Here is a 25,077-nt window from a genome sequence, read left to right on the forward strand (position 1 = left end):
CGCGCCGCTCAGAGCCCGGCCGGGGCGACGGCAGGAATCGAAGCGGCGTCCGTGCTGTGGCCGGGGGCCAGGGACAGGGACGGATCCAGGTGGACGGCCGCGTTGTTCACAGCCAGTGCCGCCTCGCCGAAGCCGACGGCGATCAGACGCACCTTGCCGGGGAACCGGGCGATGTCCCCGGCGGCGTAGATACCGGGCTGCCGGGTGCGCATCGTCGTGCCCACCACGATCCGCCGGTCCACGATCTCGACACCCCAGGACTCGAGAGGGCTGAGGTCCGCGGTGAACCCGAGTGCCGCGATCAGCGAGTCCACCCCGATCTCGGAGCGCGTACCTCCGCTGTGCTCGAGGACGATGCGCCGGAGGCGGTCGTCGCCCTCGGCGGAGAAGACCTGCGCATCCGTGACGATGGTGCACTCGGTGCGTCGGAGCTGCTCCACGCTCGCCTCGTGGGCGCGGAAACGTGCCCTGCGGTGGACGAGGGTGACCGACCGTGCGACCGGGGTGAGTGCCAGCGCCCAGTCGACCGCACTGTCCCCACCACCCGCGATGACCACGTCCTTGCCGGCATGCTCGTCGAGACGAGGGACGTGGTAGGCGAACCCCCGTCCCTCCCAGTCTGCGGCAGCCGCGAGCGGTCTCGGTGTGAAGCGGCCGATCCCGCCGGTGATCACCACCGCTCCGCAGTCGATGGTGCGCCCCCGGTCCGTCCGCACCGACCAGCGCTCGGGGCCGCCGTTCCGGCGAGCCGGTACGCGAGTCGCGTCGCAGGCCTGCTCCCCGAACAGGTGCAGCGGCGAGAACGCCGCCGCCTGCTGGAGCAACCCGTCCACGAGGTCCCGCCCTCGTACCGCGGGCAGACCGGCGACGTCGTAGATGAGCTTCTCCGGGTAGAGCGCCGCGACCTGGCCCCCGGGTTCCGGGAGATTGTCGATCAACGTGACGGACAGTCCGCGGAATCCCGCACAGTAGGTGGCGAACAGGCCCGCGGGGCCGGCACCGACAATCAGTACGTCCGCCTCGACGTCGCCCCGGGCGTCGGGTGTGCCCGGGGACGACGTCGACGTGGACGAGACGGATCCCGTCACCGGGGTGCGACCTGCTCGTAGTCCAGCAGGAGTTCGAGCACGAGGGACAGATGCACCTCGGTGTAGTGCCGCCGAAAAGCCTCGAGGTCCTCGGGCGGCGGATACAGGGCGACAAGGCTGTGCATGGGATGCTCCTCGGTCGTTGGTGGCTGCCGGGTTCGCCGTCAGCTCGACCGGTCCGCCTCGACGGGGTTCGCGGCCGGATCCCACTCCACCCACAGATGGTCCGGGCCACGGAACGACGTGTTGGGCGAGTACTCGAATACCTGGTCCTCGACCAACCGCATGTGCGGCAGCCTCCGGGTCAGCTCCTCCAGGAAGATGGTCATCTCCAAGCGTGCCAGCGGAGCGCCGAGACAGAGGTGCCGTCCGAAGCCGAACGCGAAGTGCTTGTTGGCGTTGCCCCGTCGGATGTCGAAGGCCTCGGCCTCCGGGAAGACCGACGGGTCATGGTTCGCAGCCCCCGTCACCGCCAGCACCTTCGATCCCGCCGGGATGTCCACGCCGCCGATGGTGGTGTCCGACAGGACCTCACGTCGCCAGGCGATGACCGACGAGGAGTAGCGAAGGATCTCCTCGACCGCACCGCCGGCGAGACCCGGGTCGGCGCACAGTGCGTCCCACTGGTCGGGGTGTTCCAGGAGCGCGCGCAGGCCGTTCGCGGTCGCGTTCGTGGTGGTCTCGTGCCCCGCGAACAGGAAGTTCATCATCGTGGTGACGAGGTAGTTCTCGTCGAAGAGCTCCTCGTTGCCCGGCGTGCGCCACACCTTGATGAGCTCGCTGATGTAGTCGTCGGTGGGCTCGGCGAGCCGCCGGTGCACGTGCTCCCTGGCGTAGCCCCAGTACTGCCCCATGCCGGCGGCCAGCTGGGTCTGCTCCTCGTCGGACGGGTGTCCCCACGTGAAGAGTGCGAGGCGGTTGGCGAACGACTTGGCCCGTTCGATGTCCTCGTCGGGCACGCCCATGAGGCTGAAGGCGACCAGGGCGGGGATCTCCCAGGCGAACTCGGCCACCAGGTCCGCACGACCGCGGGTCACGAACCGGTCGATGTACTCGTTCGCGAGTTCCCGGATCCGCGGCCCCATCGCCTTGACGCGCCGCGGGCTGACCAGCGCGTCGCGGATGTGCGCGCGCCGCGCGGGGTGCGTGGGCGGGTCCTCGTTGACGAGGCTGGGTCCCATCACCATCTCCGCCTTGACCAGTTCGTCGACGGCCGCTGGGCACAGCTCTTTCAACGGGGTGATCGAGATCGACGCCGAGAACGTGTCCGAGTCGAGGAAGACCTTGCGGACGTCCTCGTAGCGGCTGACCACCCAGTACCCGAGCGAGGGACTGTAGAAGACCGGCTCCTCGTCGCGCGCCTTCTCCCAGAACGAGTAGGGATCGGAGAGGTAGGGGTCGGTGAAGGGATCGAAACTCTCGGCGAGGTGACCGACCGGACAAGTGCCGGTGGAACGGGAGTGCTGGTTCTCCGCCACGATGGCGGAGTCGGATCCTTCAGCGAGCGAAGACGACATTGTTCTCCTCTGGCGACAGTCGGGATGTAGCTGGGTCGGTAGGTGGAGGCCGGTCCGGACCGTCGTGGTCCGAGTCGGTCAACGCCGAGCACTCCCGCCCGGCGCCGACCACGGGCGAGCCCCGGCGCCGGTTCGCGAAGTCGGTACATCCGCCGGATACGGACGGCTGAAAAATACGAACCGGGGAGCGCCCGGGGAGAGCCAGATCACGCCGCAGGTGGCCAATTCGCGAAGTTCGAGTCGCACGGGCCCGCACACGGGCCGGATCACGAAGCCGATAGTCCGAATCACGAAGGGCGGATCTCCTCGGACGCCCCGTCGAGACGTTCGGCCTTGAACCGTCCCGGCTCACCACACGACCATCGGAGCGCCGCGGGTTCACCACCGCCACCACATTCGCAAAGGAGCGCCTCGCATGGCAGAGCAGAGGGGCGCCCCGGAGGCGCCGAGTACCCCGTCAGATGGCTCCGGTGTTCCCGTCTGGCGGTCGACCGACTGGCGAAACGTCCTTGCCCACCGAGAGATCTGCCGGTCGAGTCTGCTGGAGGTCATCACGGAGAACCTGGGTTCGCTGTACTACCCGGCCCGCGTCGAGCGCCTCGCCCGGAGTCCGGGCCTCGAGACCTCGGTCCTGAGCGCGGTCAAGCTGGAGAACGTGACGGTCGGCCTGCTGCGTTTCGGCACCGAGGTGATCGTGGACCCGGGTGCATTGGGTGCCTATCACGTGAACGTTCCCCTGTCCGGCTGGGTCGCGTCCGAGTGCGGGCCACGCACGGCGGTCGCCAGCATCGCGCGTGCGGCGGTCTTCACTCCCCGCGAGCACACCGTCCTCCCCCGGTGGAGCTCCGACGCCGCACAGATCTGTATCAAGATCTCGAAATCCGCCATGGAGGACGCCTTGGCGGCGCTGCTCGGCCACTCCGTCGCGAGCGACATCCGGTTCAACCTCGCCCTGGACCTCACGACCCCCGCAGCGACGAGCTGGCTCGCCGTCCTTCGCCTGCTGCTCGAGGAGGTCGACCGGCCTGACGGACTCCTCAGCCGGTCGACGACACTCCGCGCTCACCTCGAGAAGATGCTGATCGAGGGCCTACTGCACCTGCAGGCGCACGACCACATCGACGAGTTGCTGGAATCCCAGCCTCCGGCCCGGCCGCGCACGGTGAAGCGGGTCGTCGATCTGATCGAGGCCAACCCCGAGACCAACTACACGCTCGCGGAGCTGGCGCAGGCCGCAGGTGTGGGGGCGCGCAGGCTCCAGACGGCGTTCCAGGAGACCCTTCACACCACACCCTCCGGTTACCTCCGGAAGGTCAAGCTGGAGCGGGCGCGGCACGATCTCCTGACGGGCGAGGGCAGCGTGATCGAGGTCGCCTACCGCTGGGGCTTCAACCACCCCGGCCGATTCGCCGCGCTCTACCGCGGCACCTTCGGAGAATCCCCGTCGGCGACCGCCCGCCGCGGAGCGGACATCACCGGCCACCGGTCCTAGAGTTCTGCCGTCGTGGCAGGCGAGCGCGGAGGAACGGTTCGGGCCGGCCTGCCCGGACCGACGCCCACCCCGGCGTCGGACGGCGTAGGACGAACCCGATCGGCGGGCGGGGCCGGCCCGGTCAGGCGGTCTCCGCCAGCTCGATGTCGAAGGCGGCATGGATGAACGGGACCTCGACGCCGTAGTGGGCGCCCAGTTCGGCGTCGTCCGTCTCGACGAAGTCCACGAGCAGGCCCTCCTTGACCGCGAACACCGCATCGGAGTCGGTGTAGGGACTCCCCGCGACGAAGGCGTGCGTCGTGACCTCCTCGTGCCCGGCGGCGGAGGCGATGAAGTGCACGTGCGCCGGGCGGTACGGGTGTCTACCGGTCGCGTTCAGGAGAGCGCCGACCGGGCCGTCGGTCGGGATGGGGTAGTGGGAGGGCACCACCGTGCGGAACCAGTACCTGCCCAGTTCGTCGGTGCTGAAAAGCCCGCGCCCGTTGCCCGCGGGCTGTACGTCGGGCACCTGGACGTCGTAGAAGCCGTTCTCGTCGCACTGCCAGACGTCGACCGTCGACCCCGCGAGCGGACGTCCGCTGGTGCTCCGCACGGTTCCGGACACGACGCATACGCGGCTGCCGCCCACCTCGTCGATCGAGTCGCCGAGCGCACGCACCGGGGACTCGGTCATGTGGAACGGGCCGAGGACGGTGCTCTCCGTCCCCACGTCCTGACCGTTGATCGTCTCGACGAGCATCGAGACTCCCAGCACGTCGGAGAGCAGGATGAACTCCTGCCGCGTCTCGGTACAGGCCTTCCCGACGGCGGTGAGGAACTCGATCGCGCGGTTCCACTCGGAGATCGTCGGCTCGACCTCGCGGACGACTCCGTGGAGATGGCGAGTGAGACTCTGCAGAACGTCGCGCAGGCGCGAGTCCGGAGTGGCGTCGAAACTCGCCTGGACGGCCGGTGTCGCGGAATCGACGGTGAAGTCCATGTCAGCCCTTCACGCCGTGATCGACTCGTCGGCGAAGTGCCGGACCACGGGCGGCTCGGCGAAGAAGTGCGCGACGTGCCCGGCGAACTCCTTGCCCGCCTCACTCGTCGGGAATGCCTCAAGGTGGTCTTCGAGCCTCTCCCAGCCCACGCGGAGCAGATACGAACCTAGATGCTCGACGTCGCGATGCAGCGCGGTGGAGCGGCACCCGTGCGCTGCGGCGAGGATCGGCTCCGCCTTGGCGAACGCCTCCTCGAAGTCACTCTCCCGCCCGGGCACGACGGTGATGTATGCGTACTCGACGACCATGTCACTCCCTCTTGTCGTTCGACCGCCACGCTAGGAACCTCACCCTCGGGCCGGCGATCCGGATCGCGTACGGGCTATCCGTTTCCCGAATCCGACATGCCCTCGGCGGCAGGTTGCCGACTCGCGGAAACGTCAACCGGCCGCCCGCCGAGCGACGAGAAATGCCGGCGATAGGTGGAGCCGGAAGCCCTACCGAGGGCCCCGGCCATGAGACCAGCGCGCACCACGACCGCCTCAACGTGTGCCCAGCGACGCGGAAGCGGCACCTCGAGGATGCAATGCGCCGTGTCCGGCCCAGGTCCGCCGGTCTCGCGCAGCAGGTACCGGCGCTTCGCGGCCGGGCCGATCCCGCGTAGACGGCGCCACGCAGCGACCCGCTGGGCACGTTCGATTCCACGCCTCTGCGTTCGACGTGTGCTGTGAGCCACCAATCCAGTTCCGAAGGAATGGGCCCGTGGGAATCGAACCCACAACCCGCGAAGACAAGATCTACTACTTCCGCCGGCTCCCGATCCTTGTCGTTGCCGCTCGTACAGCGCGCGGGTCCGGGCAACATGCATGGTACCCGGACCCGCGCCTGCCGAATCGTCAGCGGCCCATCACTGCGAAGACTCCCCAGCCGAGGTACTCCCGCTGGTATCGCGCATAGCGGACAGGGTCCGTGGTGAGCTCGGCTCGCGCCTCCGCAGCCAGGTCGTCATCCGGATTCTCGTCGAGCCAGCGGCGGAGGTTGAGCCACTGTGCCGCCTGGTATCGGTCCCAGCTGTCCTGATCGGCAAGCACCATCTCTACGACGTCGCACCCGAGATCCCCGAACTGCTCGACCAGCTCAGGTAGCACCATGAAGTCGTCTGTGCTACCGGCACCGCACCCTTCTGCGGTTTCCTGGTCGGGCACCACCTGGCGCCAGTACGGCTCGCCGATCAGCATCAGACCCCCGGGACGGAGGCTCTTGCCCAGCAGCTCGATGGTGCCGGCCACGCCACCCCCGACCCAGGTGGCGCCGACGCACGCGGCCAGATCGACCGGCTCGTCGGTGACGAAGCCGGAAGCGTCGTCGTGCACGAAGCTGACCTGGTCGGCGACACCGAGTTCCGTGGCGCGGGCGCGGGCTTGCTCGGTGAACACCGTGCTGATATCGATCCCGGTCCCGGTGACGCCGTGGTCGCGGGCCCAGGTGCACAGCATCTCGCCCGATCCGCTGGCGAGATCGAGCACGCGTGTCCCGGGCTCCAGGTGCAATGCCTGGCCCAGGTCGGCGAGCTTGCCTGGGGTGAACGGGTTGTGGATGCGGTGACTACGTTCGCGAATGGTGAAAATGCGTGGAAGATCCACGAGAGGTGTTCCTTACGTCTGATGGAGTCACGATGTTTGCGAAGGACGGCCGACGAGCGTCGTCCGTCAACGCGCGGACAGTCATCAAATGCACCTCGTTCGAACGCATGGATTGTGACCCGGCAAGCGTAAGCCACCGAAGGTCGACTTCTCCACCGAGTTGATCGGGCCGCCTACGATCCGGGGTGCATCGAATATGTTCTGACCTGCACGGACGACGCTCCCTGCCGAATCGCCGCCACCGGTCGGTCAGGCCCTTGCGAGCTCCGGCCGGTAGGTTCGGAGGTAACGAGGTTCCGGTAGATGGCGATCAGCTTGGTCGCTGATCGATCTACCGGAGACCTCCCCGGCCAACACGGCTCGGCATTAGCCGACCCAACGCCAGCCTTTGTTGAACAGCTCCTCTAGCTCGGCGCCGAGATCACGCGATACCGCGCCGTGCCCTGCTCGGTGTCGGTGTCCCAGAGTTGGAATCCGGCCTTCTCCAGTACCCGGACCGAGGCCGGGTTCGACAGCTCCACGCCCGCGTACACAGTGCGGACGCCGACGGTGAACGCGAACTCGGTCAGGACACGGGTGGCCTCGGATGCGTAGCCGAGACCGCGGCGGGACGCCACGATGCCGTACCCGATCTCGACCGCGCCGTCCTCCGGCGGCCAGAACAGGCCCAGCGATCCGACGACCAGACCGCTGCTGCGCTCGACGACTTGGCGATGGCCGAACGCGCCGAGCCACTCCGGGAACTCGCCGAACAATCCGGCGACCACCCGGTCGCCCTCGGCGGGGAAGTCATCGGCCCAGTGCGGTCGACGAGGCCCGTCCAGTACGGCGGTGGTCTCTGCGGTCGTCCACGATCGCAGCCCGAGGCGATAGGTGATCAGATCATCATGTGGTCTGGAAGGTGCTGGAGACATGAGACGCTCCTGGTCGTGTGGAAAGGGCATGCTGATGACGGCTGCTGACAGCCATATTCATCAACCATCCTTCGACCGGGAGTTCGCACGCGTGTCTCGCGTCGCGCCACGGTAGCGGGCTGTGGGCGATCGGCGCAGCAGGTTAACCGGCAGTCGGACCTGACTTGCACAGGTTTAGTGCCCCGGTGCGGTGATCGGTGGTAGCTGGTCGAGGATCGCGCGGGCGTCGCCGGTGATCTGCGGAGCCGCGGTGAGCGAGTGCCCGTTCACCTGGATCTGGACTGTGCGCAGGGGCCGCAACGTCCGGACCAGCTTCTTGATCGACACTCCGGTGGCGTCCTGCAGGTGACGGCTGACCGCGAGTGCTGCGAACACGACCGTCAGGTGGGCTTCGATGGAGTCGTGTTGGCGGTGGAAGATTGGCCGGGCGCGTAGGTCGGTCTTGGCCATCCGGAAGCTCTTCTCGACCTGCCACAGGTCGTGGTAGGCGGCGATGACCTGGACGCCGGACATCGTGTCGACCGGCAGGTTGGTGACGTAGCCCTTGAGCCCGGCTAGCTGGCGGGCGCGCTCGACCAGGCCCCAGTCGACTCCCGGGCCGGCGCCCTCGAGGCGAACGAACCGGTCCTTCTTCAGCGGCCGGCTGCCGTCGGCGACCTTCTCGGCGCGCTCGACCATGGCGTTGATCGCCCGGTCGTCGCGCTTATGGCGTTTGAACAACCACTGGTAGACCACCCGGCGGGTGCGGGCCGCCTTGCCGCTGCCCATCACCCGCGACGATTCGAGGACCTGGCCGTTGTCAAAGGCGTTGCCGTGCCGCTCGAAGTGCGCGGCCAGGTCGTAGGGCGCCTTGCTGATCCGGGAGCCGACGATGAACGACAGCCTGGCGTCCTCGATCGCGTTCAGGTTCGCCGCGGACAGCATCCCGGCGTCGGCCACGACCACCATGTCGGTGACACCGTGTCGTTCCTGGAACGCCTCCAGGACCGGGAGCAGGGTCTTGGTCTCGGCCTTGTTCCCTTCGAAACAGTGCACCTCCAGCGGGAACCCGCCGCGATCGACCAGTAGCCCGACCTGGATTTGCGGGTCGACCCGGCGCTCCTTGCTCATTCCGACCCGGCGCAGCTCGTCCTCGTTCTCGGCCTCGAAGTGCAGGGTCGTGACGTCGTAGAGCACCAATGCCACCGGACCCGACCGGGTGGCGTGGCCAGTGGCGGCGGTGGCCAGCGTGCCGCGGTAGTCGCGGTCGATACACCGCTTGAGCGCCGCGGCGAAGGTGTTGCGGTGCGGTGTCGGGACGCCGAGCTCGTCGAGCACGCCGACCGCGGCCAGCTTCGAGGTCGGCTCGATGATCCGCGCCAGGACCAGTGCCCGGAACGCGTCGTCATCCACGGCGTCGAACCCGAGCCGGCGGTAGGCGTCGGTCAGGACCTGCCACACGACCTCACAGGCCGACCCGGTGATCACCGCCCCAGCCGATCCCGCACCGGCGCCCGCGGCCACCGCGGCGGAGAGGTCAAGCGCCTGCTGACCAGCGTGAAGGCGATCACGCGCGGACTGCATCAACACCGCCAGCTCGGCCCGGTCATGCGCCGAGCCGAGGTGTTCGAGGACCCGCCGGACGCCACCGCGCTTCTCCACGATCTGCACGGCCGTCGCCCCGGACGCGGTCTTCACCTTCCGGACGTAGGCCACCGCGAGAGGCTACCCATTAGTGCCCCGACCACCGCCCCCACGATCCGCTGACCAGCACCAACGTCAGTCGATCATCGGACACCTGTGCAAGTCAGGTCGGAGCCCGCAGTCTGCGTCCACTCCTCCCACGACTGAACCGCAGCCAGGCGCGTGCGTGCCATCTCGGAGACCTGCCTGTACCCGGCGCGGGCTGCTCTCGATCTGCGGCCAGTGCGTGAGCGCGGCGGCGGCCGGTGCTTCCTGGGGCGGGGAGGAGCGGAGGGGGCCGGCCGGCGGCCGCACGCCCCGGAGCTCACCCCGCCCGCGGCGGCGAAGCCGCCGCCTTGATATCGGATGGAAGGTATAGACACGGCGGGCGCCCGGTCGACGGTCGCGCTGCCAGCCGGCGCCGAAACTCCAGGTGTCGACGGCCTTGTCGTCGTGGCGACTCGCACGAGGGGGTCCTGGCCGTGGCCGTCGAGGTGGTCTCGCTGGGCTTCCCGGCGGTGCAAGCCCCGATGGAGGACGAGCGACTCGTCGTCGCTCTGGAGTAGTCATCCAAGCCGGAGGTAAGCCGGGGGCTGATCTTGACGGCGACGACGAACAGCTTCGTGACCTGGAGATATGTGGGCCCCGTGGGAATCGAACCCACAACCCGCGGATTAAAAGTCCGCTGCTCTGCCGATTGAGCTAGAGGCCCCAGACCTGTCCCGACGGAGCCCGGGCCCGACACGGACATCCCGGGCGGTCTCGGTGATCCGGGATCACACCCTACAGCCCGCGACCACCGATCTCGTCATGGCGACACCATCGCCCGAACGGACGTTGGTCACTCGGCGCGGCTCTCGATGGCCGCGGTCACCTCCCGCCGCCAGGCCTCCCGCTCCTCGGGGTGGTTGCGCCCCATGTCGGAGATGCAGTCGGCGCACCGCCCGACGATCGTCAGCAGCGCGGTGTTCGAGCACCGCGAGCACGGGACCGGCTCGGCGAGCGCGTCCTCGGGACGCTCGGCCACATCGGCTGTCACGTGGACCACGGTAGCGGACACTCGAACGGGTGAACCGGCACCATAGGCGCGTTCTCGCCGGGACCGAAAAGTCCGCTTCGCCCACACTGGCACGCATGCACATCCGAACCCCCGCATGGTGCGCGCTGCTCGGCGCGTCCGCACTGGTCCTCACCGCGTGCGGTGGCGCGTCCCAGGACACCGGGACCGAGTCCGCCGCCCAGCAGAGCGTGCAGGTCTCCGCGACCTACGCCGAAGGTGGCGACGGACCGGCGTACACCTACGACACCGCGCTGGTCCCCGCCGGCGCGAACGTCGAGGTGACCGGCACCGCGACCGAGGACTCGACGACCACGACACTGCGCGTCTCCGGCCTGCTCCCCAACCACACCTACGGCGCGCACGCGCACGCCAAGCCGTGCTCCCCCGCCGCCGGCGCCGACGCCGGACCGCACTACCAGCTCTCCCAGGACCCGGTCACCCCGAGCGTCGACCCCGCCTACGCCAACCCGCAGAACGAGATCTGGCTCGACCTCACCACCGACGAGAACGGAACGGGCGAGGCGACGAGCACGGTGCCGTGGACGTTCCCGGACGACCGGCGCGCCGCATCGGTGGTGCTGCACGAGAAGCCGACCGCCACCCACGCCGGCCACGCGGGCACCGCGGGCGGACGACCGGGCTGTGTGAGCGTCGACTTCTGACCCGCCGGGCGGCGGGCGGGGTGACCCCGACGACCGGTGCCTGGGACAATCGTCGGTGTGACGATCGTGCAGGGCCGGGTCCGCGACCAGCGGACGGCCACCCCCGCCCGCCGCGAGCGCGTGCTGCCGCCGCTGCGCATCGGCCCGTTCGAGGTCGACACGCCGGTGGTGCTCGCCCCGATGGCCGGCATCACCAACCCCGGCTTCCGGCGGCTGTGCCGTGAGCAGGGCGCCGGCTACTACGTCTGCGAGATGATCACCGCCCGCGGGCTGGTGGAGAAGAACCCGCTGACGTTCCGGATGATCGCGTTCGACGCCGACGAGCGCCCCCGGTCGATGCAGCTCTACGGCGTGGACCCCGAGTCGATGCGGCGCGCGGCGCGGATGGTCGTCGAGCGGGACCTGGCCGACCACATCGACATGAACTTCGGCTGCCCGGTCCCGAAGGTCACCCGCCGCGGCGGCGGCGCGGCCCTGCCGTTCAAGCGCAAGCTGTTCGAGCGGATCGTCCGGGAGACCGTCGAGGGAGCCGGGGACCGGCCGGTCACGGTCAAGATGCGGATCGGCATCGACGACGACCACCACACCTACCTCGACGCCGCGCGCATCGCCGTCGACGCGGGAGCCGTCGCCGTCGCGCTGCACGCCCGCACCGCGTCGCAGCGCTACTCCGGCGCCGCCGACTGGAGTGCGATCGCCCGGCTCCGCGAGGCCGTCCCCTCGCACGTGCCGGTGCTGGGCAACGGCGACATCTTCTCCGCCCAGGACGCGCTGGACATGGTCGCCCGGACCGGGTGCGACGGCGTCGTCGTCGGCCGTGGCTGCCTGGGCCGGCCGTGGCTGTTCGGCGATCTGGAGGCCGCGTTCGCCGGGCGCGAACTGCCGGCCCCGCCCGACCTGGGCCAGGTCGCGTCGACCCTGCGCCGGCACGCCGTGCTGCTCTGCGAGCACATGGGCGACCACAAGGGCATCCGCGACGTCCGCAAGCACATCGCCTGGTACCTCAAGGGATTCCCGGTCGGGCCGGAGCTGCGCCGCAGCCTCGGGATGGTGGAGTCGATCGATCACCTCGACGAGCTGCTGTCCGAGCTGGATCCGCACGAGCCGTTCCCCGCCGAAGCCGACGGTCCTCGCGGCCGCCAGGGCTCGCCCGGCCGCGTCGTCCTGCCCGAGCACTGGCTCGACGACCCGGACGACCTGGCCGTTCCCTTCGGCGCGGACGTGGAGCACTCCGGCGGCTGACCGTAGCGGTGTGGTGATCACCGGTCCCCCGATCCGGGGGAATCGCACCCGCCGAACGGGTACCGGATGCCCGGGCGACTCAAGGAGCACGGGCATCGCACCGATGTCTCCGGTGACGGATGGGCGAGACGGGAGGTGGAGGATGACCGACACGGTCTGGACCGTGCGCGACCTCACGGGTTCCGCACGCCGCGCTCCCGCCGACCCCGCCATCGACGACGGCGCTCTGAGCGGTGTGACGCCCGCCGGTCCCGCCGCCCGCGCCGCGCTGCACACCGCCGCCGCCGAGCGGCTCGCCGGCAACGGCCGCTTCGAGCAGGCCTACCTGCACCTGCGCGAGGCCGTCCGGCTCCTGAACGGCACCACCGGGACGACCGTCGAGGACGAGCTCGGCCGGCTCCGCCGCGAGCACGCCGAGGCCCGTGAGCAGAGCCGCCGGGACAGCCTCACCTCGTCGTACAACCGGCGTTACCTCGACGAGCGGCTCACCGACCTGCTCGGTACCGGCACCGGCCGCCCGGTGTGTCTCGCGCTCGCCGACATCGACCACTTCAAACAGGTCAACGACACCCACGGGCACCCGTTCGGCGACCGCGTACTGCAGCGGATGGTCCACGAGCTGGGCCGCGGGCTGCCGCGCGGAGCGTTCTGCGCCCGCTACGGCGGCGAGGAGTTCGCGCTGGTCCTGCCCGGCCTCGGCCCGGACGACGGTGTCGCGGCCTGCGAGGCGGCCCGTGAACGCGTGGCCGCGCACGACTGGACCGACCTGCACCCCGACCTCCGGATGACGATCAGCATCGGTATCGCGCACACGGACCGCGCGGACATCGGGGTGGAGCCGCTGGTCGACGAGGCCGACCTGCTGCTGTACACGGCGAAGCAGGCGGGCAGGAACGCCGTCGCCCACCGCTCCGCCGACGGGCGTGCACAACTCGCCGGCGCGGCATCCGGCCGCAGGTCGATCCCCCAGCTGGACGCCGGTCACGGCCGCCCCGGCCCCCCGCCGCGGGCCACGGCCGAATAGACTCGCCGCCGGCGGGATCCGGTCCTCCGCGACCGGCGTCCCACGGCCTGCGCGCTCCCCCGACCCCGCGCACGGCCACCGCGCGGCCCCGAGCGGACGCGCGACGAGGAGGCCCGGTGCAGGACGACGACGCGCGCCGCTCCCGGCGTACCCGTCGCCGGGCTCCCGACGACTCGGCACCGTCCGGGACCGAATCGGAGGAGTCGCAGGGCACCGAGGGGCACCGCCCCGCGCAGCAGCCCCCGCAGCAGCCCCGGCCCGATGCGGGACCCGCCGCTTCCGGCCCGCAGCCCCGCCCCACGGCGCCCGGGACGTCGCCCTCGGGAGGGGTGCGACGTGTGCGGGGCGGCCGGGTGCCACGCCATCCCGGCGGCCCGGCGCCCGATGGCCCGGCACCCGGCGGCCCGGCGCCCGGCGGCCCACCCCGACCGCCCGGTCCAGCAGCTGCCCCGCCCCCGGTCGACGGGCACACCGGATCGGCGGCACTGCCACCGCGACCGCCCGCCCCACCCAGCGCTTCCCGGCCGAACCCGATCCCGGCCCCGCCGAGCCGGCCCGACGGCTCGCGACCCGCTCCGGAGCGGCCCGCCGGCCGCGACCCGAACCCGCTCCCACCGACCGGAGCGGGCAGGGCACAGCCACCACCGGTCTCACCGAACGAGCCGCCGGCCCGGTCGAGGCCCACCGCCCCGAGGGGCCGGGCCGAGGCGCGCCCCGGCCCGGCCCCGACCGGGCCAGGTACCCCGGCCGGACCGGGTGGACTGGGTGGACCGGCCGGCCCTGGTGTGCCTGGGCAACCGGGTGGACCTGGTGGACCAGCCGGACCGTCTCGGCCGGGTGGACCGCCGGCCGGGCCGGGCGGTTCGCAGCCCAGCGGCAACACGGCGGCCGACGCGCGAAACTCCGCGCCCCCGGCCGAGCCGGGCCGTTCCCAGCCGGTGCCGGCACCACCGGCTGCCCCCGGACCGGGACGGCCCGAAACGCTCCCGCCGAGCGGCCCCGGCACGGTCCCCCCGGACCGCGCCGGGGAGACCGGCCCGGCGGTGGAGCCGGCCGGTACGACCGACGCACCGCCGTCCGGCCGGACACACGCACATGGCAGCGGCGCCGCACCCTCGCGCGCCACCGAGGCCGTCGGCGCGCTCATCCCGGGCCGCAGGCGCCAGGACCGGGCCGGCGACGAGAGCGAGCCCGCCGAAGCCGGACCCGAGCCGGAGGCGGGGGCGGGGGCGGGGGCGTCATTGTCCCCCCGTCGGCGCGCGCTGCGGATCGCGGCCGCAGTCACCGCCGTCCTCATCCTGGCGACGACCGCCTTCGGCTTCACCGGGCGCAGCGAGGTGTACGACGGCGTCCGGACGGTCGCCGCGCTCGAACCCGACACCGACGCGATCCTCGACGCCTCCGACCAGGCAGGCGACCGGAACGTGCTGGTCGTGGGCCTCCAGGCGGACCGCGCGGACGCACCCGACTCGGCCCGTACCGACACCGCGGTCCTCGTCCACCAACCGGCGGGCGGCGGGCAGGCCGTCTCGCTGTCCATACCCGCGACGCTCGAGGTCTCCCGGCCCCCGTGCCGGCGCTGGGACGCGGCCACCGGCACCTACGGCGAGACCGTCCCGGCCGAGTCCCGGACCGCCTTCGCCACCGCCCACGACATCGGCGGCCCGGCGTGCACCGTCGGCGTCGTCCAGCAGCTCACCGGCATCCCGCTGAGCGGGTTCGTCGCGTTCGACCTGGCCGGCGCCCCGGATCTGGTCGACTCGGTCGGTGGCATCGAGGTGTGCACCGAGCGGCCCGTCGTCGACCCGGTCCTCGGCCCCGTCGTCGAGGGCACCGGGAACGTCGCCCTCGACGGGTCGGCGGCAGTCCGGTTCGCCTCCGCGACCGGCGCCGCCGACAGCTCGCCCGCCAACCGGGTGCAGCGTCAGCAGCGGGTGCTCGGAGCAGCGCTCGGAACGGCGCTGTCGACGTCGTCGCTGCTCACCCCGGGTGCCCCCGGCCGCGCTGCGGAGGGCCTGACCGGTGCGCTCGTCGCGGACGGCGTCGACGCCGGCGAGATCCTCGCCATCGCCCGCGGTCTCGGCCGGGCCGGCGCCGCGGGCGACGGCAGCACCCCGCTCCACCTGCCGGTGCCCGTCTCCGAGGCCCCGAACACCCGCGGCCACCTGGACCTGGAGCGCAGCGACGCCCGCTCGCTGTTCTCCGCGATGCGCGAGCACGAGCCACTGCCCGAGTCCGCGACCGCGCCCGCCACCCGGTCCGCCACCGCGGCCGCCGCGGGCACCACCGTCGACCTGGTCGACGGGACCGGACGGCCGGGCGCGGTGGAGCAGGTCGCCGAGAACCTGCGCGCCCGCGGCTACGAGATCGGCGCGATCACCGCGGGCCCGCCCGCCGACCGGGCCGTCGTCCACTACTCGCCCGACAACACCGACGCCGCCGGGGCGCTGGTCGGCGCGCTGCCCGGTGCCCGCCCCGCGCCGGATCCGACCGGGAGCGGGCGCCTCGAGCTCGTGGTCGGTGCCGGCGACGGCGCGCCCGTACAGGCCGTTCCGGCGGCCGACGCCGACTGCTCCTGACCCGGACGTCGCCGACCGTTCATGACAGGTTCACCCGTTGAGGCTGCCCCGCGTCGTCTCCCGCTCTAGGCTCGGGGCATGCGCGACACGTACCAGGAGCAGCTGGACGAGCTGGCTTCCAGCCTGGCGGGGATGTGCGACGACGTCGCGCGCGCCATGCGGAACGCCACCCGTTCGCTGCTCGACGCCGACCTCCAGCTCGCCGAGCAGGTCATCTCCGAAGACATGAAGATCGACGACGTGCGCGCCTCGGCCGAGCACCAGGCATTCGGGCTGCTCGCGCTCCAGGCCCCGGTCGCCACCGACCTGCGGGTCGTCATCGCGGCGATCCACGGCGCCGGTGACATCGAGCGGATGGGCGACCTCGCCCTGCACGTCGCGCAGGCCGCCCGCCGGCGGCACCCGCAGTCGGTCGTGCCGGACGAGATCAAGCCCTACTTCACCGAGATGGGCACCGTCGGCGTGGCGCTCGCGGAGAAGGCGGGCCGGGTGATCCGCAGCCGTGACCTCGAGGCCGCCGTCGAGCTCGAGGCCGACGACGACGCCATGGACGACCTGCACAAGCACATGTTCACGGTGCTCATGGACAGCAACTGGACGCACGGGGTCTCTGCGGCCGTCGACGTCGCCCTGCTGGCCCGCTTCTACGAGCGTTACGCCGATCACGCCGTGGCCGTCGCCCGCCGGATCGTCTACGTCGTGACCGGCCAGATGCCGGGACCGCTGGCCGTCTGAGAGCAGCCCCTCGACGCGGGACCACCCTGTCGCGTTTGTTCGTGACACGGTGTGGGCACACCTGCCCCATGGAGCACGCGCAATGCGTCGTCACCGAGGTTGTGGGTGGCTCTGACGAGAGTGTCGAGGAGGCGATCCGGGACGGCATGGACCGGGCCGGTCGCACCCTCGAGTGGTTCGAGGTGACCGGCGTCCGCTCGACCGTCCTGGGTTCGGCCGATCGCTTCCAGGTCGATCTGCGGGTGGGGCTCCGGCAGGCGGCGTGAACCGCTCGCCCCACCGGACGGGTCACCACCTCCGGCCCGGGGTTCCCCGCGGTCCCGTTCTAAGGTCATCGCCATGCGCAGGGAAACACTCGACGACAACCTGACGCAGCTCCAGTCGATGCTGGACGAGATGGGCCCGCTGGTGGCGACCGCGTTCCGGCACGCCTCCGTGGCGCTGCTCGAGGACCGCCGCCGCCTCGCGGAGCAGGTCATCGCCCGTGACCCGATCATCGACGGGCACCGCGCCGCGGTCGAGCTGCTCGCCGTCGAGACCATGAACCTGCACCAGCCGATGGTGTCGCCGCTGCGGTCGGTCGTCACCGCGCTGCGCTGCTCGCAGCAGCTCGAGCGGATGGGCGACCTCGCGCGCCACATCGCCGAGTCCGTCGCCAGGGCCGGGGACCGCCCCGTGCTCCCGGAACAGGTCCGCCCGCACTTCGCCGACCTCGGCGCCCGGGTCGGTGCTCTGGGCGACAAGGCCGTCACCGTGCTCCGTACCCGCAACGTCGTGCTGGCCTGCGAGCTCGAAGGCGACGACGACGGGGTCGACTCCGTGCACCGGTCGCTGTTCGAGCTGATGTTCGGCCCGGACTGGACGGGTGGCATCGAGGCCGCGGTGGACGTCGCCCTGCTCGGCCGGTTCCACGAGCGCTACGCCGACCACTGCGTGCACCTGGCGAACCACATCATCTACGCCGTCACCGGCAGCACCGCGGACGAGGTGGCCCTGTAGACACCACGGTCCCGGCACCCGAGCGGGCACCGGGACCGTAAGAGACAGAACTCAGCGCCGAGGTTCGCTCCGCAAGCTCGCTCAGCCGAACCGGCCGGACACGTAGTCCTCGGTGGCCTTCTGCGTCGGCTGGGAGAAGATCGTCTTGGTCTCGTCGAGCTCGACCAGCTTGCCGGGCTTGCCGGTGCCCTCGATGTTGAAGAAGCCGGTGAAGTCGCTGACCCGCGCCGCCTGCTGCATGTTGTGGGTCACGATGACGATCGTGTAGTCGTCCTTCAGCTCGTTGATCAGGTCCTCGATCGCCAGGGTGGAGATCGGGTCCAGTGCCGAGCACGGCTCGTCCATCAGCAGCACGTCCGGCCGGACGGCGATCGCGCGGGCGATGCACAGCCGCTGCTGCTGACCGCCGGACAGGCCCGAGCCCGGCTTCTCGAGGCGGTCCTTGACCTCGTTCCACAGGTTCGCGCCGCGCAGCGAACGCTCGACGACGTCGTCGAACTCGGCCTTCGAGGCCTTCCGGTTGTTGAGCTTCATCCCCGCGATCACGTTGTCGTAGATCGACATCGTGGGGAACGGGTTCGGCCGCTGGAAGACCATCCCGATCTGCCTGCGGACACCGACCGGGTCGACGTTCGCGCCGTACAGGTCCTGGCCGTCGAGCTCGATCCGGCCCTCCACCCGGGCGCCGGGGATGTTCTCGTGCATCCGGTTGATCGACCGCAGGAAGGTCGACTTGCCGCAGCCGGACGGGCCGATGAGCGCGGTGACCGTCTTCGGCTTGATCGTCATGTTGACGCCCTCGACGGCGAGGAACGACCCGTAGTAGATGTTCAGGTCCTTGGCTTCGACACTCTTGCCCATGACGGGAATTCCTTCTATCGGGTCTTCGGGGCGAAATAGCGGGAGATCAGCCGGGCGACGACGTTGAGGATCATGACGATCAGCATCAGCACCAGCGCCGCGGTCCACGCACGGTCGAGGAAGGGGTCACGCGGCACGCCCGGCGTCGCGTACGAGTAGTACGAGAACACCGGCAGGGTCGCCATCCGGCCGTCGAACGGGTTGAGGTTCACCCCGGTCGCGAGACCGACCGTGACGAGCAGCGGCGCCGTTTCGCCGATGACGCGGGCGATGGCGAGCGTGATGCCGGTGGCGATTCCGCCGGCCGTGGTCGGGATGACGACCTTGACGATCGTCCGCCACTTGGGCACGCCGAGCGCGAACGCGGCCTCCCGCAGCTCGTTCGGAACGATCTTGAGCATCTCCTCGGTGGAGCGCACCACGATCGGGATCATCAGCACGGTCAGCGCGACCGCGCCGACGAAGCCGAACCGCACGCCCGGGCCGAGCAGCAGCGCGAACAACGCGTAGGCGAACAGACCCGCGACGATCGACGGGATGCCCGTCATGACGTCGACGAAGAAGGTGATCGCGCGGCCCAGCTTGGTGCCGTGGCCGTACTCGACCAGGTAGATCGCGGTCAGCACACCGACCGGGATCGACATGGCGGCCGCCAGCCCGGTGATGACCAGGGTGCCCTGGATCGCGTGCAGCGCCCCGCCGCCCTCACCGACGACGCCGCGCATCGAGTGGGTGAAGAAGGTGAGGTCGAACCGCGCCCAGCCCTGGGTGGCCACGGTCCAGAGCACCGAGATCAGCGGGATCATGGCGACCAGGAACGCACCGGTCACCAGTACCGTGACCAGCCGGTCGGACGCCTTGCGGGCGCCCTCGACGATCCGCGAGGTGGTGTAGGTGGCCCCCGTGTACACGACGGCGGTGAAGAAGGCCCACAGCCCGACGCCGGACCCCATGGCCGCGACGACGCCGGCCATGACCACGCCGGTGGCGGCCAGGATGCCGAGCGGGGCCCAGCGGGGCAGGGCGCCTTTACGGCGCAGGACCTCGGGCGTCGTCGTGGCGGGGGCCTCCAGGCCCGTTCCGGTCACGGGCGCCTCGGTCCCGGTGCTGGGGTGTTCGGTTCCGGTGGACATCTCAGTTCGCTCCGGAGAAGTCGCGGCGGCGCTCGACGATGTAGCGGGCGAGCATGTTGACCAGCAGGGTGATCACGAAGAGCACCAGGCCGGACGCGATGAGCACGTTGACCGTGATCCCGGAGGCCTCCGGGAACTGCAGTGCGATGTTCGCCGCGATCGTGGCCGGGTTCTCCGAGCTGACCAGGTTGACGGTGACGGCGCCGGAGACGGACAGGATCATCGCGACCGCCATCGTCTCGCCGAGCGCACGGCCGAGGCCGAGCATCGCGCCGGAGATGATGCCGGAGCGGCCGAACGGCAGGACGGCCATCCGGATCATCTCCCAGCGGGTCGCGCCGAGGGCCAGTGCGGCCTCCTCGTGCAGGCTCGGCGTCTGCAGGAACACCTCGCGGGCGACCGCGGTGATGATCGGGAGGATCATCACCGCCAGCACCAGGCCGACCACCAGCATCGTGCGGCCGGTCGTCGACGGGGGACCCGCGAACAGTGGGATCCAGCCCAGGTAGTCGGTCAGCCAGATGCTCAGCGGCACCGACAGCGGCGCCAGCGTCCACGCGCCCCACAGGCCGTAGACGATCGACGGCACCGCGGCCAGCAGGTCGACGATGTAGCTGAGTCCCTGGGCCAGCCGCCGCGGGGCGTAATGGCTGATGAACAGGGCCACCGCAACCGCCAGCGGCGTCGCCACCACGAGCGCGATCACGGCGCTGAGCAGCGTGCCGAAGATCAGCGGGGCGACGTAGACGGCGATCCCGCCCGGCAGCTCCTCCTCGGGAGCCGTGAACGCCGGGAACGCCTCGACGAGCAGGAAGGCCGCAACCCCGCCGAGGACGACGAGGATCGCGATCCCCGCACCTTTCGCGGAGCCGGCGAAGATCCGGTCACCGAGCTGGGTGACCGGCTTGGCGGCCTTCGGCTCGGGCTTGACTTCCGTGGTGGTCACAGTGATCCCTGGATGTGCGGACGTGCGCTGGGCAGGGCGTGGCAGACGCCGGGGAACCCCGGGCGGTCAGTCCATGATGAACACCGCCCGGGGCCCCTGGCTAGATGACGTACAACTCGATCGTTCTCCCTCAGCCGCCGGCCGCGATGCGGTCGATCACCGGGGTGATCTGGTTGCGGAGGTTCTCCGACAGCGGCGCGGAGCCGGCGGCCTGGGCCGCGGCCTGCTGACCGGCGTCGCTGACCACGTAGTTCAGGAACGCCTTGGCGACGTCGGCCTGTTCCTGGTCGGGGTAGGTCGGGCAGGCCATCAGGTAGGAGACCAGCACGACCGGGTAGGCACCACCGGCGGTGGTGCGGTTGAGGTCGTAGGCGAACGAGGTGTCGCCGTTCCCCTCGACCCGCTGCGACTCCTCGAGGATCTTCGCGGCGGCCTCGGCGGTCGGCGCGACGTTCTGGTCCCCGAGCTTGACGTTGGCCATGTTCAGGTCGCCGGCCTGGGAGGCGTCGGCGTAACCGATGGTGCCGTTGCCGGCGTTCACCGCGCCGACGACACCGGAGGTGCCCTGCGCGGCCTCGCCGCCCTGGATCGGCCAGTTGCCGTCGGCCTCGTGCGGCCAGGCCTGCGGTGCGGCCTCGCCCATGAACTCGGTCAGGTTCTCGGTGGTGCCCGACTCGTCGGAGCGGTGCACCGGGGTGATCGGAGCGGCCGGGAGCTGGACACCCGGGTTGTCGGCGACGATCGCCGGGTCGTTCCAGGTCGTGATCTGGCCGGCGAAGATGCCGGCGATGGTGGCCGGGGCCAGGTTCAGGTTGTCGACGCCGTCGAGCTTGTAGACGATCCCGATCGGCGAGACGTAGTTCGGGATCTCGATGACCGAGCCGCCACAGCGCTGCTGCGCCTGCTGCAGCTGCTCGTCCTTCAGGTAGGCGTCGGAACCGGCGAACTGGACGCCGCCCTCGATGAACTGGCTACGGCCACCGCCGGACCCGACGGGGTCGTAGTTCACGGTCGCACCCGGGTTGGCGTCACCGAAACCGGCGATCCACGCCTGCATCGCGGCCTGCTGGGAGCTGGCACCCGCACCGGAGATGGAGCCGGACGCACCCTGACCCTCGGCCTCGCCGCCGCCACCACCCTCGTTGGCAGCACCACAACCGGCCACGAACAGTGCACAGCTCGTCGCGATTCCGACGGCCGCCAGGCGCGCCCGGGGCGCGCGCCGCTTGGTCTTCACTGCAGGTTCCTCCGTGATCGGCTCGAGCCGCTTCGACGACGGCCCGGGGAGGCCGTCCGGAACCAGACGCTAGGAGCCGACATTGGCCGCAGACCCCACGGAACATGAACGTGGAATGAACAGGACCGCCGGGCGGGTGGATCCATGTCACACGATCGGCGGCCCATGATCACTACGCGGTGACCTGCGACGGGCTCAGCGGGCGTAGTTCACGTCGGCGGCGTGAACCGTGAACCCGAGCCGTTCGTACACGCCGACCGCGGGGCCGTTGTCCGCCTCGACGTAGAGCAGCACCGTGCCCAGACCGCGGTCGCGCAGGTGGTGCAGCCCGCCCAGGGTGAGTACCCGGCCCAGTCCGCGGCCGTGCGCGGCCGGGTCGACCCCGAGCACGTAGACCTCGCCCATCGCCGGCTCGTCGCCGGTGGCGGGATGCACCTTCGTCCAGTGGTAGCCCAGCAGCCGGCCGCTCTCGTCGGTGGCGAGCAGGAACCCCTCGGCGTCGAACCAGTCCTCGGCCTGCCGGGCGGCGAGCTCACGCCCGGTCCAGCCCCCCTGCTCGGGGTGCCAGTCGAAGGCGGCGTTGTTGACCCGCAGGAACTCCTCGTCATCGGAGCCCGGCTCGAACGAACGCAGCGTGATCCCGTCCGGTACGTGCAGGTCGGGCAGCGGGTCGGTCAGCGGACGGCGCATCTGCCAGAGCACCCGGTCGCGCCGGTAGCCGCGGCGCTCGGCGAGCGCCTTCGCGGCGTCGAGATCGCCGTGCGCCCACACGTGCGGGTCCGCGGTCAGTCCCTCCAGGGCCCCGACCAGGGCCGACCCCAGCCCGCGCCGGCGCTCCTGCGGGTGCACGGCCAGCTCTGCGTACTCACCGTCGAGCTGGGCGTAGCCGCCGACGGCGCGACCGGTCCCGGGCACGACGACGTGGTGCACACCGTCACGAGCCCCGCCGGCGCGCAGGGTGAGCAGGAACTGCTCGGAGAACGGATCGGCGCCGTCGCCCGCACCGGCCGCGGCCAGCAGGTCGTGCACCGCGGAGGTGGTGTCGGTGTCCAGTTCGGTCAGCACCTGCGGATCCACGGACAGGACCCTAACGCTCCGGTGCCGCTCTCAGCGTGGCGAGAGCGTGCTCCGCCCCGGACGGGTGGGCCCGGCGGCACCCGGCAGACGGCGGCCGGAGGGCTCGGGGCCGGCATCGGTGTCCGGGGCCGGCGGGGCCTTCAACCCGCCCCGGGCGGGCCGGACGAACTTGTAGCCGACGTTGCGCACGGTGCCGATCATCTGTTCGTGCTCACCGCCGAGCTTGGCACGCAGCCGTCGCACGTGGACGTCGACGGTGCGGGTGCCACCGAAGAAGTCGTACCCCCAGACCTCCTGCAGCAGCTGGGCCCGGGTGAACACCCGCCCCGCGTGCTGGGCGAGGTACTTGAGCAGCTCGAACTCCTTGTAAGTGAGTTCCAGCAGCCGGCCCTTGAGCCGCGCCGAGTACGTGGCCTCGTCGATCACCAGCTCGCCGAGGACCAGCGCGCCACCACCGGATGCGGACTCCGCGCCCGGCCGGGAACGGAGCAGGCGCAGGCGGGCGTCCACCTCGGCCGGCCCGGTGCTCGGCAGGAGGATCTCGTCCACCACCCACTCACCGGAGACGGCGACCAGACCCCCCTCGGTGAGGACGGCGACGACCGGCACGTCGGTCCCCGTGCTGCCGAGCAACCGGCACAGGCTCCGGGCGGCCACCAGGTCGCTGCGGGCGTCGACGAGGACCGCGTCGTGCGGGCCCGCGTCGAGCAGCGCAGCCACCTCGGGGGGAGCGGTCCGCACGCCGTGTGGCAGCAGGGACAGGGCGGGCAGCACCGTGGCCGCATCCGGAGCCGTGGTCAACAGGAGCAGTTCCATGGACTCCTCCTCTCGCGATAGACGGACGATACCGTCGCGTCACCTGCTGGTCAGCACGACCGCGACCGGTCTCACGCCGGAAATCCGGATCGGTTCACCGGGCGGGTGCCGCTCGCGGCCCGGCGTTCCGGGTCGGCCGGGGCCGCCCGACGGCCCGTCCCGCGGGCTCACTACCGTCGGAGAGGTTCCCGTCCCGGCCCCTGGGAGGCGTCGCTCGTGGGAGGCCCTGACCGTCCCGGCAACGATCGTTCCGGTAGCGATCGTCGCGGCGCCGTGACCCGGGTGGTCGCCGCCGTGCTGGCCGCCGTGGCCGTGTTCGTCCTGGCCGACCTCGGCACCGCCGCGGCCGCGGAGTCCGGGATCTCGCGCCAGATGCGCGACCGGCTCGACCTGCCCGAGGACCCCGCCGTCCGGGTGCACGGCCTGTCCTTCCTCGCCCAGGCCGTGACCGGCCGCTACGAGCAGGTCGAGGTCTCGATGACCCGGATGCCGATCGGACCGTTGCGCACCCCTGAGATCCAGGTGCAGCTCCACGGCGTGCGCGCGCAGCTGTCGGACCTGGTCGGCTCCGGTCCCGCCCGGTTCCGGGCGGCCGCCGCAGAGGGCGTCGTGCGGATCGGGCCGATGGACGTGCGACGGCTGGTCGTCGCGGCAGGCGGACCCGCCGGCGAGGTGGCGCACCTGACCGTCGAGGAGGTCGACGCGAACGCGATCGACACGGTGATCCGGTCCGGTGGGGATCCGACGCTGCGCGGCCTCGACCCCCGCACGGCGGCCCGGTTCGTCGCCGAGATGCCGGTCGACGGGGACGACACCCGGGTCGCGGTGCTGACCTCGCTGCTCGTCTCGGACGGGAAGCTGCGGATCGTCCCGCTCGACGTGCGGGAGGACGACACGCAGGCGCCCGTCCCGGACGCGGTGCGCGACTCGCTGATGCGGGCGATGGCGGTGGAGCTGGATCTGGGGACGCTGCCGCTCGGCATCACGCCGACGCAGGCGTCGGTCCCGGAGTTCAACGTCCTGGAGATCTCCGGCGCGGTCCGTGACCTGAGCATCGGCGAGGGTGCGGGCAGCGCCCTGTCCACCGACTGACAGGTGCGCACAGCGGCGGGGGTCGGCTACTGTCGCGAGCGTGAACTGGCCGCTGACCCGACGCCGCGCGGTGGATCTGTGCCGTCTGGCCGGCTGCCTCTGTCCGGCCTCCTGAGCCGCGTGCCCTGAGCCGCGCGTCCCACGGACGCCCGGTCTACCAGGAGCACCCCCGGTCCGGCACGGACCTCGGATCCGTGCGCACCGAACCACTGCTCGATCCCCGCGGGAACCCGGTTCTCCGCCGCTCTCACCACCGTCGTCCCGACGGTGGTGCGCAGCAGCGACACCGGTGCCCCGCGTTCCTGACACGCCACTTCA

25 protein-coding genes and 1 tRNA gene are annotated in these 25,077 nt (G+C 71.2%); 10 read left to right on the forward strand and 16 right to left on the reverse strand.

Features of this window, described 5'->3' with window-relative positions; translation table 11 throughout:
- Positions 1–8: 8 nt before the first annotated feature.
- The 3 genes from JOF36_RS00140 to JOF36_RS40620 all read right to left on the reverse strand — a co-directional run bounded on the left by JOF36_RS00140 (position 9) and on the right by JOF36_RS40620 (position 2,566).
- Entirely contained in the window at positions 9–1,010 is a 1,002-nt protein-coding gene (locus JOF36_RS00140; RefSeq protein ID WP_245351078.1) for an NAD(P)/FAD-dependent oxidoreductase, read from the reverse strand.
- Between the two features lie 74 nt (positions 1,011–1,084).
- Positions 1,085–1,213: a hypothetical protein gene (locus JOF36_RS39900; RefSeq protein ID WP_281071064.1), complete on the reverse strand. Its 129-nt coding sequence runs from the start codon at positions 1,211–1,213 to the stop codon at positions 1,085–1,087.
- A 39-nt stretch (positions 1,214–1,252) separates the two neighbouring features.
- Entirely contained in the window at positions 1,253–2,566 is a 1,314-nt protein-coding gene (locus JOF36_RS40620) for a cytochrome P450 (RefSeq protein ID WP_307862144.1), read from the reverse strand.
- Between the two features lie 454 nt (positions 2,567–3,020).
- On the opposite strand from JOF36_RS40620, the gene JOF36_RS00150 reads away from it, so the two are divergent.
- Positions 3,021–4,097 carry an AraC family transcriptional regulator gene (locus tag JOF36_RS00150; RefSeq protein ID WP_210024403.1) on the forward strand — a complete coding sequence of 359 codons (1,077 nt, stop codon included), beginning with the start codon at positions 3,021–3,023 and terminating at the stop codon, positions 4,095–4,097.
- 121 nt (positions 4,098–4,218) lie between these two features.
- On the opposite strand, the gene JOF36_RS00155 is transcribed toward JOF36_RS00150, so the two are convergent.
- The 7 genes from JOF36_RS00155 to JOF36_RS00185 form a co-directional block, all read right to left on the reverse strand.
- Positions 4,219–5,076 carry a dioxygenase family protein gene (locus JOF36_RS00155; RefSeq protein WP_210024404.1) on the reverse strand — a complete coding sequence of 286 codons (858 nt, stop codon included), beginning with the start codon at positions 5,074–5,076 and terminating at the stop codon, positions 4,219–4,221.
- Positions 5,077–5,085: 9 nt separating this feature from the next.
- Positions 5,086–5,385 carry an antibiotic biosynthesis monooxygenase family protein gene (locus JOF36_RS00160; RefSeq protein WP_210024405.1) on the reverse strand — a complete coding sequence of 100 codons (300 nt, stop codon included), beginning with the start codon at positions 5,383–5,385 and terminating at the stop codon, positions 5,086–5,088.
- 588 nt (positions 5,386–5,973) lie between these two features.
- Positions 5,974–6,720: an SAM-dependent methyltransferase gene (locus JOF36_RS00165; RefSeq protein WP_210024406.1), complete on the reverse strand. Its 747-nt coding sequence runs from the start codon at positions 6,718–6,720 to the stop codon at positions 5,974–5,976.
- 404 nt (positions 6,721–7,124) lie between these two features.
- A complete protein-coding gene (locus tag JOF36_RS00170) occupies positions 7,125–7,634 on the reverse strand; it encodes a GNAT family N-acetyltransferase (protein WP_210024407.1) in 510 nt (169 codons plus the stop codon).
- A 174-nt stretch (positions 7,635–7,808) separates the two neighbouring features.
- Positions 7,809–9,329 carry an IS1634 family transposase gene (locus JOF36_RS00175; protein WP_210024408.1) on the reverse strand — a complete coding sequence of 507 codons (1,521 nt, stop codon included), beginning with the start codon at positions 9,327–9,329 and terminating at the stop codon, positions 7,809–7,811.
- Positions 9,330–9,935: 606 nt separating this feature from the next.
- Positions 9,936–10,008: transfer RNA gene (locus JOF36_RS00180), tRNA-Lys, on the reverse strand.
- A gap of 129 nt (positions 10,009–10,137) precedes the next feature.
- Positions 10,138–10,335: a hypothetical protein gene (locus JOF36_RS00185; RefSeq protein ID WP_210024409.1), complete on the reverse strand. Its 198-nt coding sequence runs from the start codon at positions 10,333–10,335 to the stop codon at positions 10,138–10,140.
- Between the two features lie 95 nt (positions 10,336–10,430).
- Between JOF36_RS00185 and JOF36_RS00190 the strand changes: the two genes are divergently transcribed.
- The 7 genes from JOF36_RS00190 (at position 10,431) to JOF36_RS00220 (ending at position 17,597) form a co-directional block, all read left to right on the forward strand.
- Positions 10,431–11,018: a superoxide dismutase family protein gene (locus JOF36_RS00190; RefSeq protein WP_210024410.1), complete on the forward strand. Its 588-nt coding sequence runs from the start codon at positions 10,431–10,433 to the stop codon at positions 11,016–11,018.
- Between the two features lie 66 nt (positions 11,019–11,084).
- Positions 11,085–12,260, forward strand: a complete 1,176-nt coding sequence (dusB, locus tag JOF36_RS00195) for a tRNA dihydrouridine synthase DusB (protein ID WP_372447439.1) — start codon at positions 11,085–11,087, stop codon at positions 12,258–12,260.
- 142 nt (positions 12,261–12,402) lie between these two features.
- Positions 12,403–13,284 (forward strand): GGDEF domain-containing protein, encoded by an 882-nt coding sequence (locus JOF36_RS00200; protein WP_210024411.1) that lies wholly within the window; start codon positions 12,403–12,405, stop codon positions 13,282–13,284.
- A 1,043-nt stretch (positions 13,285–14,327) separates the two neighbouring features.
- Positions 14,328–15,863, forward strand: coding sequence for an LCP family protein (locus JOF36_RS00205; RefSeq protein WP_210024412.1), 1,536 nt, complete (start codon positions 14,328–14,330; stop codon positions 15,861–15,863).
- A 78-nt stretch (positions 15,864–15,941) separates the two neighbouring features.
- The gene (phoU, locus tag JOF36_RS00210) at positions 15,942–16,598 is read left to right on the forward strand and encodes a phosphate signaling complex protein PhoU (protein ID WP_210024413.1); all 657 of its coding nucleotides are present in this window, start codon (positions 15,942–15,944) and stop codon (positions 16,596–16,598) included.
- A 68-nt stretch (positions 16,599–16,666) separates the two neighbouring features.
- Positions 16,667–16,864, forward strand: a complete 198-nt coding sequence (locus JOF36_RS00215; RefSeq protein WP_210024414.1) for a dodecin family protein — start codon at positions 16,667–16,669, stop codon at positions 16,862–16,864.
- 73 nt (positions 16,865–16,937) lie between these two features.
- Positions 16,938–17,597: a phosphate signaling complex PhoU family protein gene (locus JOF36_RS00220; RefSeq protein ID WP_210024415.1), complete on the forward strand. Its 660-nt coding sequence runs from the start codon at positions 16,938–16,940 to the stop codon at positions 17,595–17,597.
- Positions 17,598–17,678: 81 nt separating this feature from the next.
- Here JOF36_RS00220 and pstB read toward each other — a convergent pair whose 3' ends face one another.
- The 6 genes from pstB to JOF36_RS00250 all read right to left on the reverse strand — a co-directional run bounded on the left by pstB (position 17,679) and on the right by JOF36_RS00250 (position 23,667).
- Complete coding sequence (gene pstB / locus JOF36_RS00225) at positions 17,679–18,458, reverse strand: phosphate ABC transporter ATP-binding protein PstB (RefSeq protein ID WP_210024416.1); 780 nt, start codon at positions 18,456–18,458, stop codon at positions 17,679–17,681.
- A gap of 14 nt (positions 18,459–18,472) precedes the next feature.
- Positions 18,473–19,591, reverse strand: a complete 1,119-nt coding sequence (gene pstA, locus JOF36_RS00230) for a phosphate ABC transporter permease PstA (protein ID WP_210024417.1) — start codon at positions 19,589–19,591, stop codon at positions 18,473–18,475.
- A gap of 1 nt (position 19,592) precedes the next feature.
- Positions 19,593–20,537, reverse strand: a complete 945-nt coding sequence (gene pstC / locus JOF36_RS00235; RefSeq protein ID WP_210024418.1) for a phosphate ABC transporter permease subunit PstC — start codon at positions 20,535–20,537, stop codon at positions 19,593–19,595.
- A 130-nt stretch (positions 20,538–20,667) separates the two neighbouring features.
- Entirely contained in the window at positions 20,668–21,774 is a 1,107-nt protein-coding gene (gene pstS, locus JOF36_RS00240) for a phosphate ABC transporter substrate-binding protein PstS (protein ID WP_210024419.1), read from the reverse strand.
- Positions 21,775–21,969: 195 nt separating this feature from the next.
- Positions 21,970–22,851 (reverse strand): mycothiol synthase, encoded by an 882-nt coding sequence (gene mshD / locus JOF36_RS00245; protein ID WP_210024420.1) that lies wholly within the window; start codon positions 22,849–22,851, stop codon positions 21,970–21,972.
- Between the two features lie 30 nt (positions 22,852–22,881).
- On the reverse strand, positions 22,882–23,667 hold the full coding sequence (locus JOF36_RS00250; RefSeq protein WP_210024421.1) for a winged helix-turn-helix transcriptional regulator: 786 nt from the start codon (positions 23,665–23,667) through the stop codon (positions 22,882–22,884).
- A 273-nt stretch (positions 23,668–23,940) separates the two neighbouring features.
- Between JOF36_RS00250 and JOF36_RS00255 the strand changes: the two genes are divergently transcribed.
- Positions 23,941–24,759 (forward strand): LmeA family phospholipid-binding protein, encoded by an 819-nt coding sequence (locus JOF36_RS00255; RefSeq protein ID WP_210024422.1) that lies wholly within the window; start codon positions 23,941–23,943, stop codon positions 24,757–24,759.
- A 40-nt stretch (positions 24,760–24,799) separates the two neighbouring features.
- Positions 24,800–24,874 carry an Ms5788A family Cys-rich leader peptide gene (locus JOF36_RS41295; protein ID WP_372447440.1) on the forward strand — a complete coding sequence of 25 codons (75 nt, stop codon included), beginning with the start codon at positions 24,800–24,802 and terminating at the stop codon, positions 24,872–24,874.
- Positions 24,875–25,077 lie beyond the last annotated feature (203 nt).

The organism is Pseudonocardia parietis (genome assembly GCF_017876315.1).
In the GTDB taxonomy this organism is placed as follows: Bacteria; Actinomycetota; Actinomycetes; order Mycobacteriales; family Pseudonocardiaceae; genus Pseudonocardia; species Pseudonocardia parietis.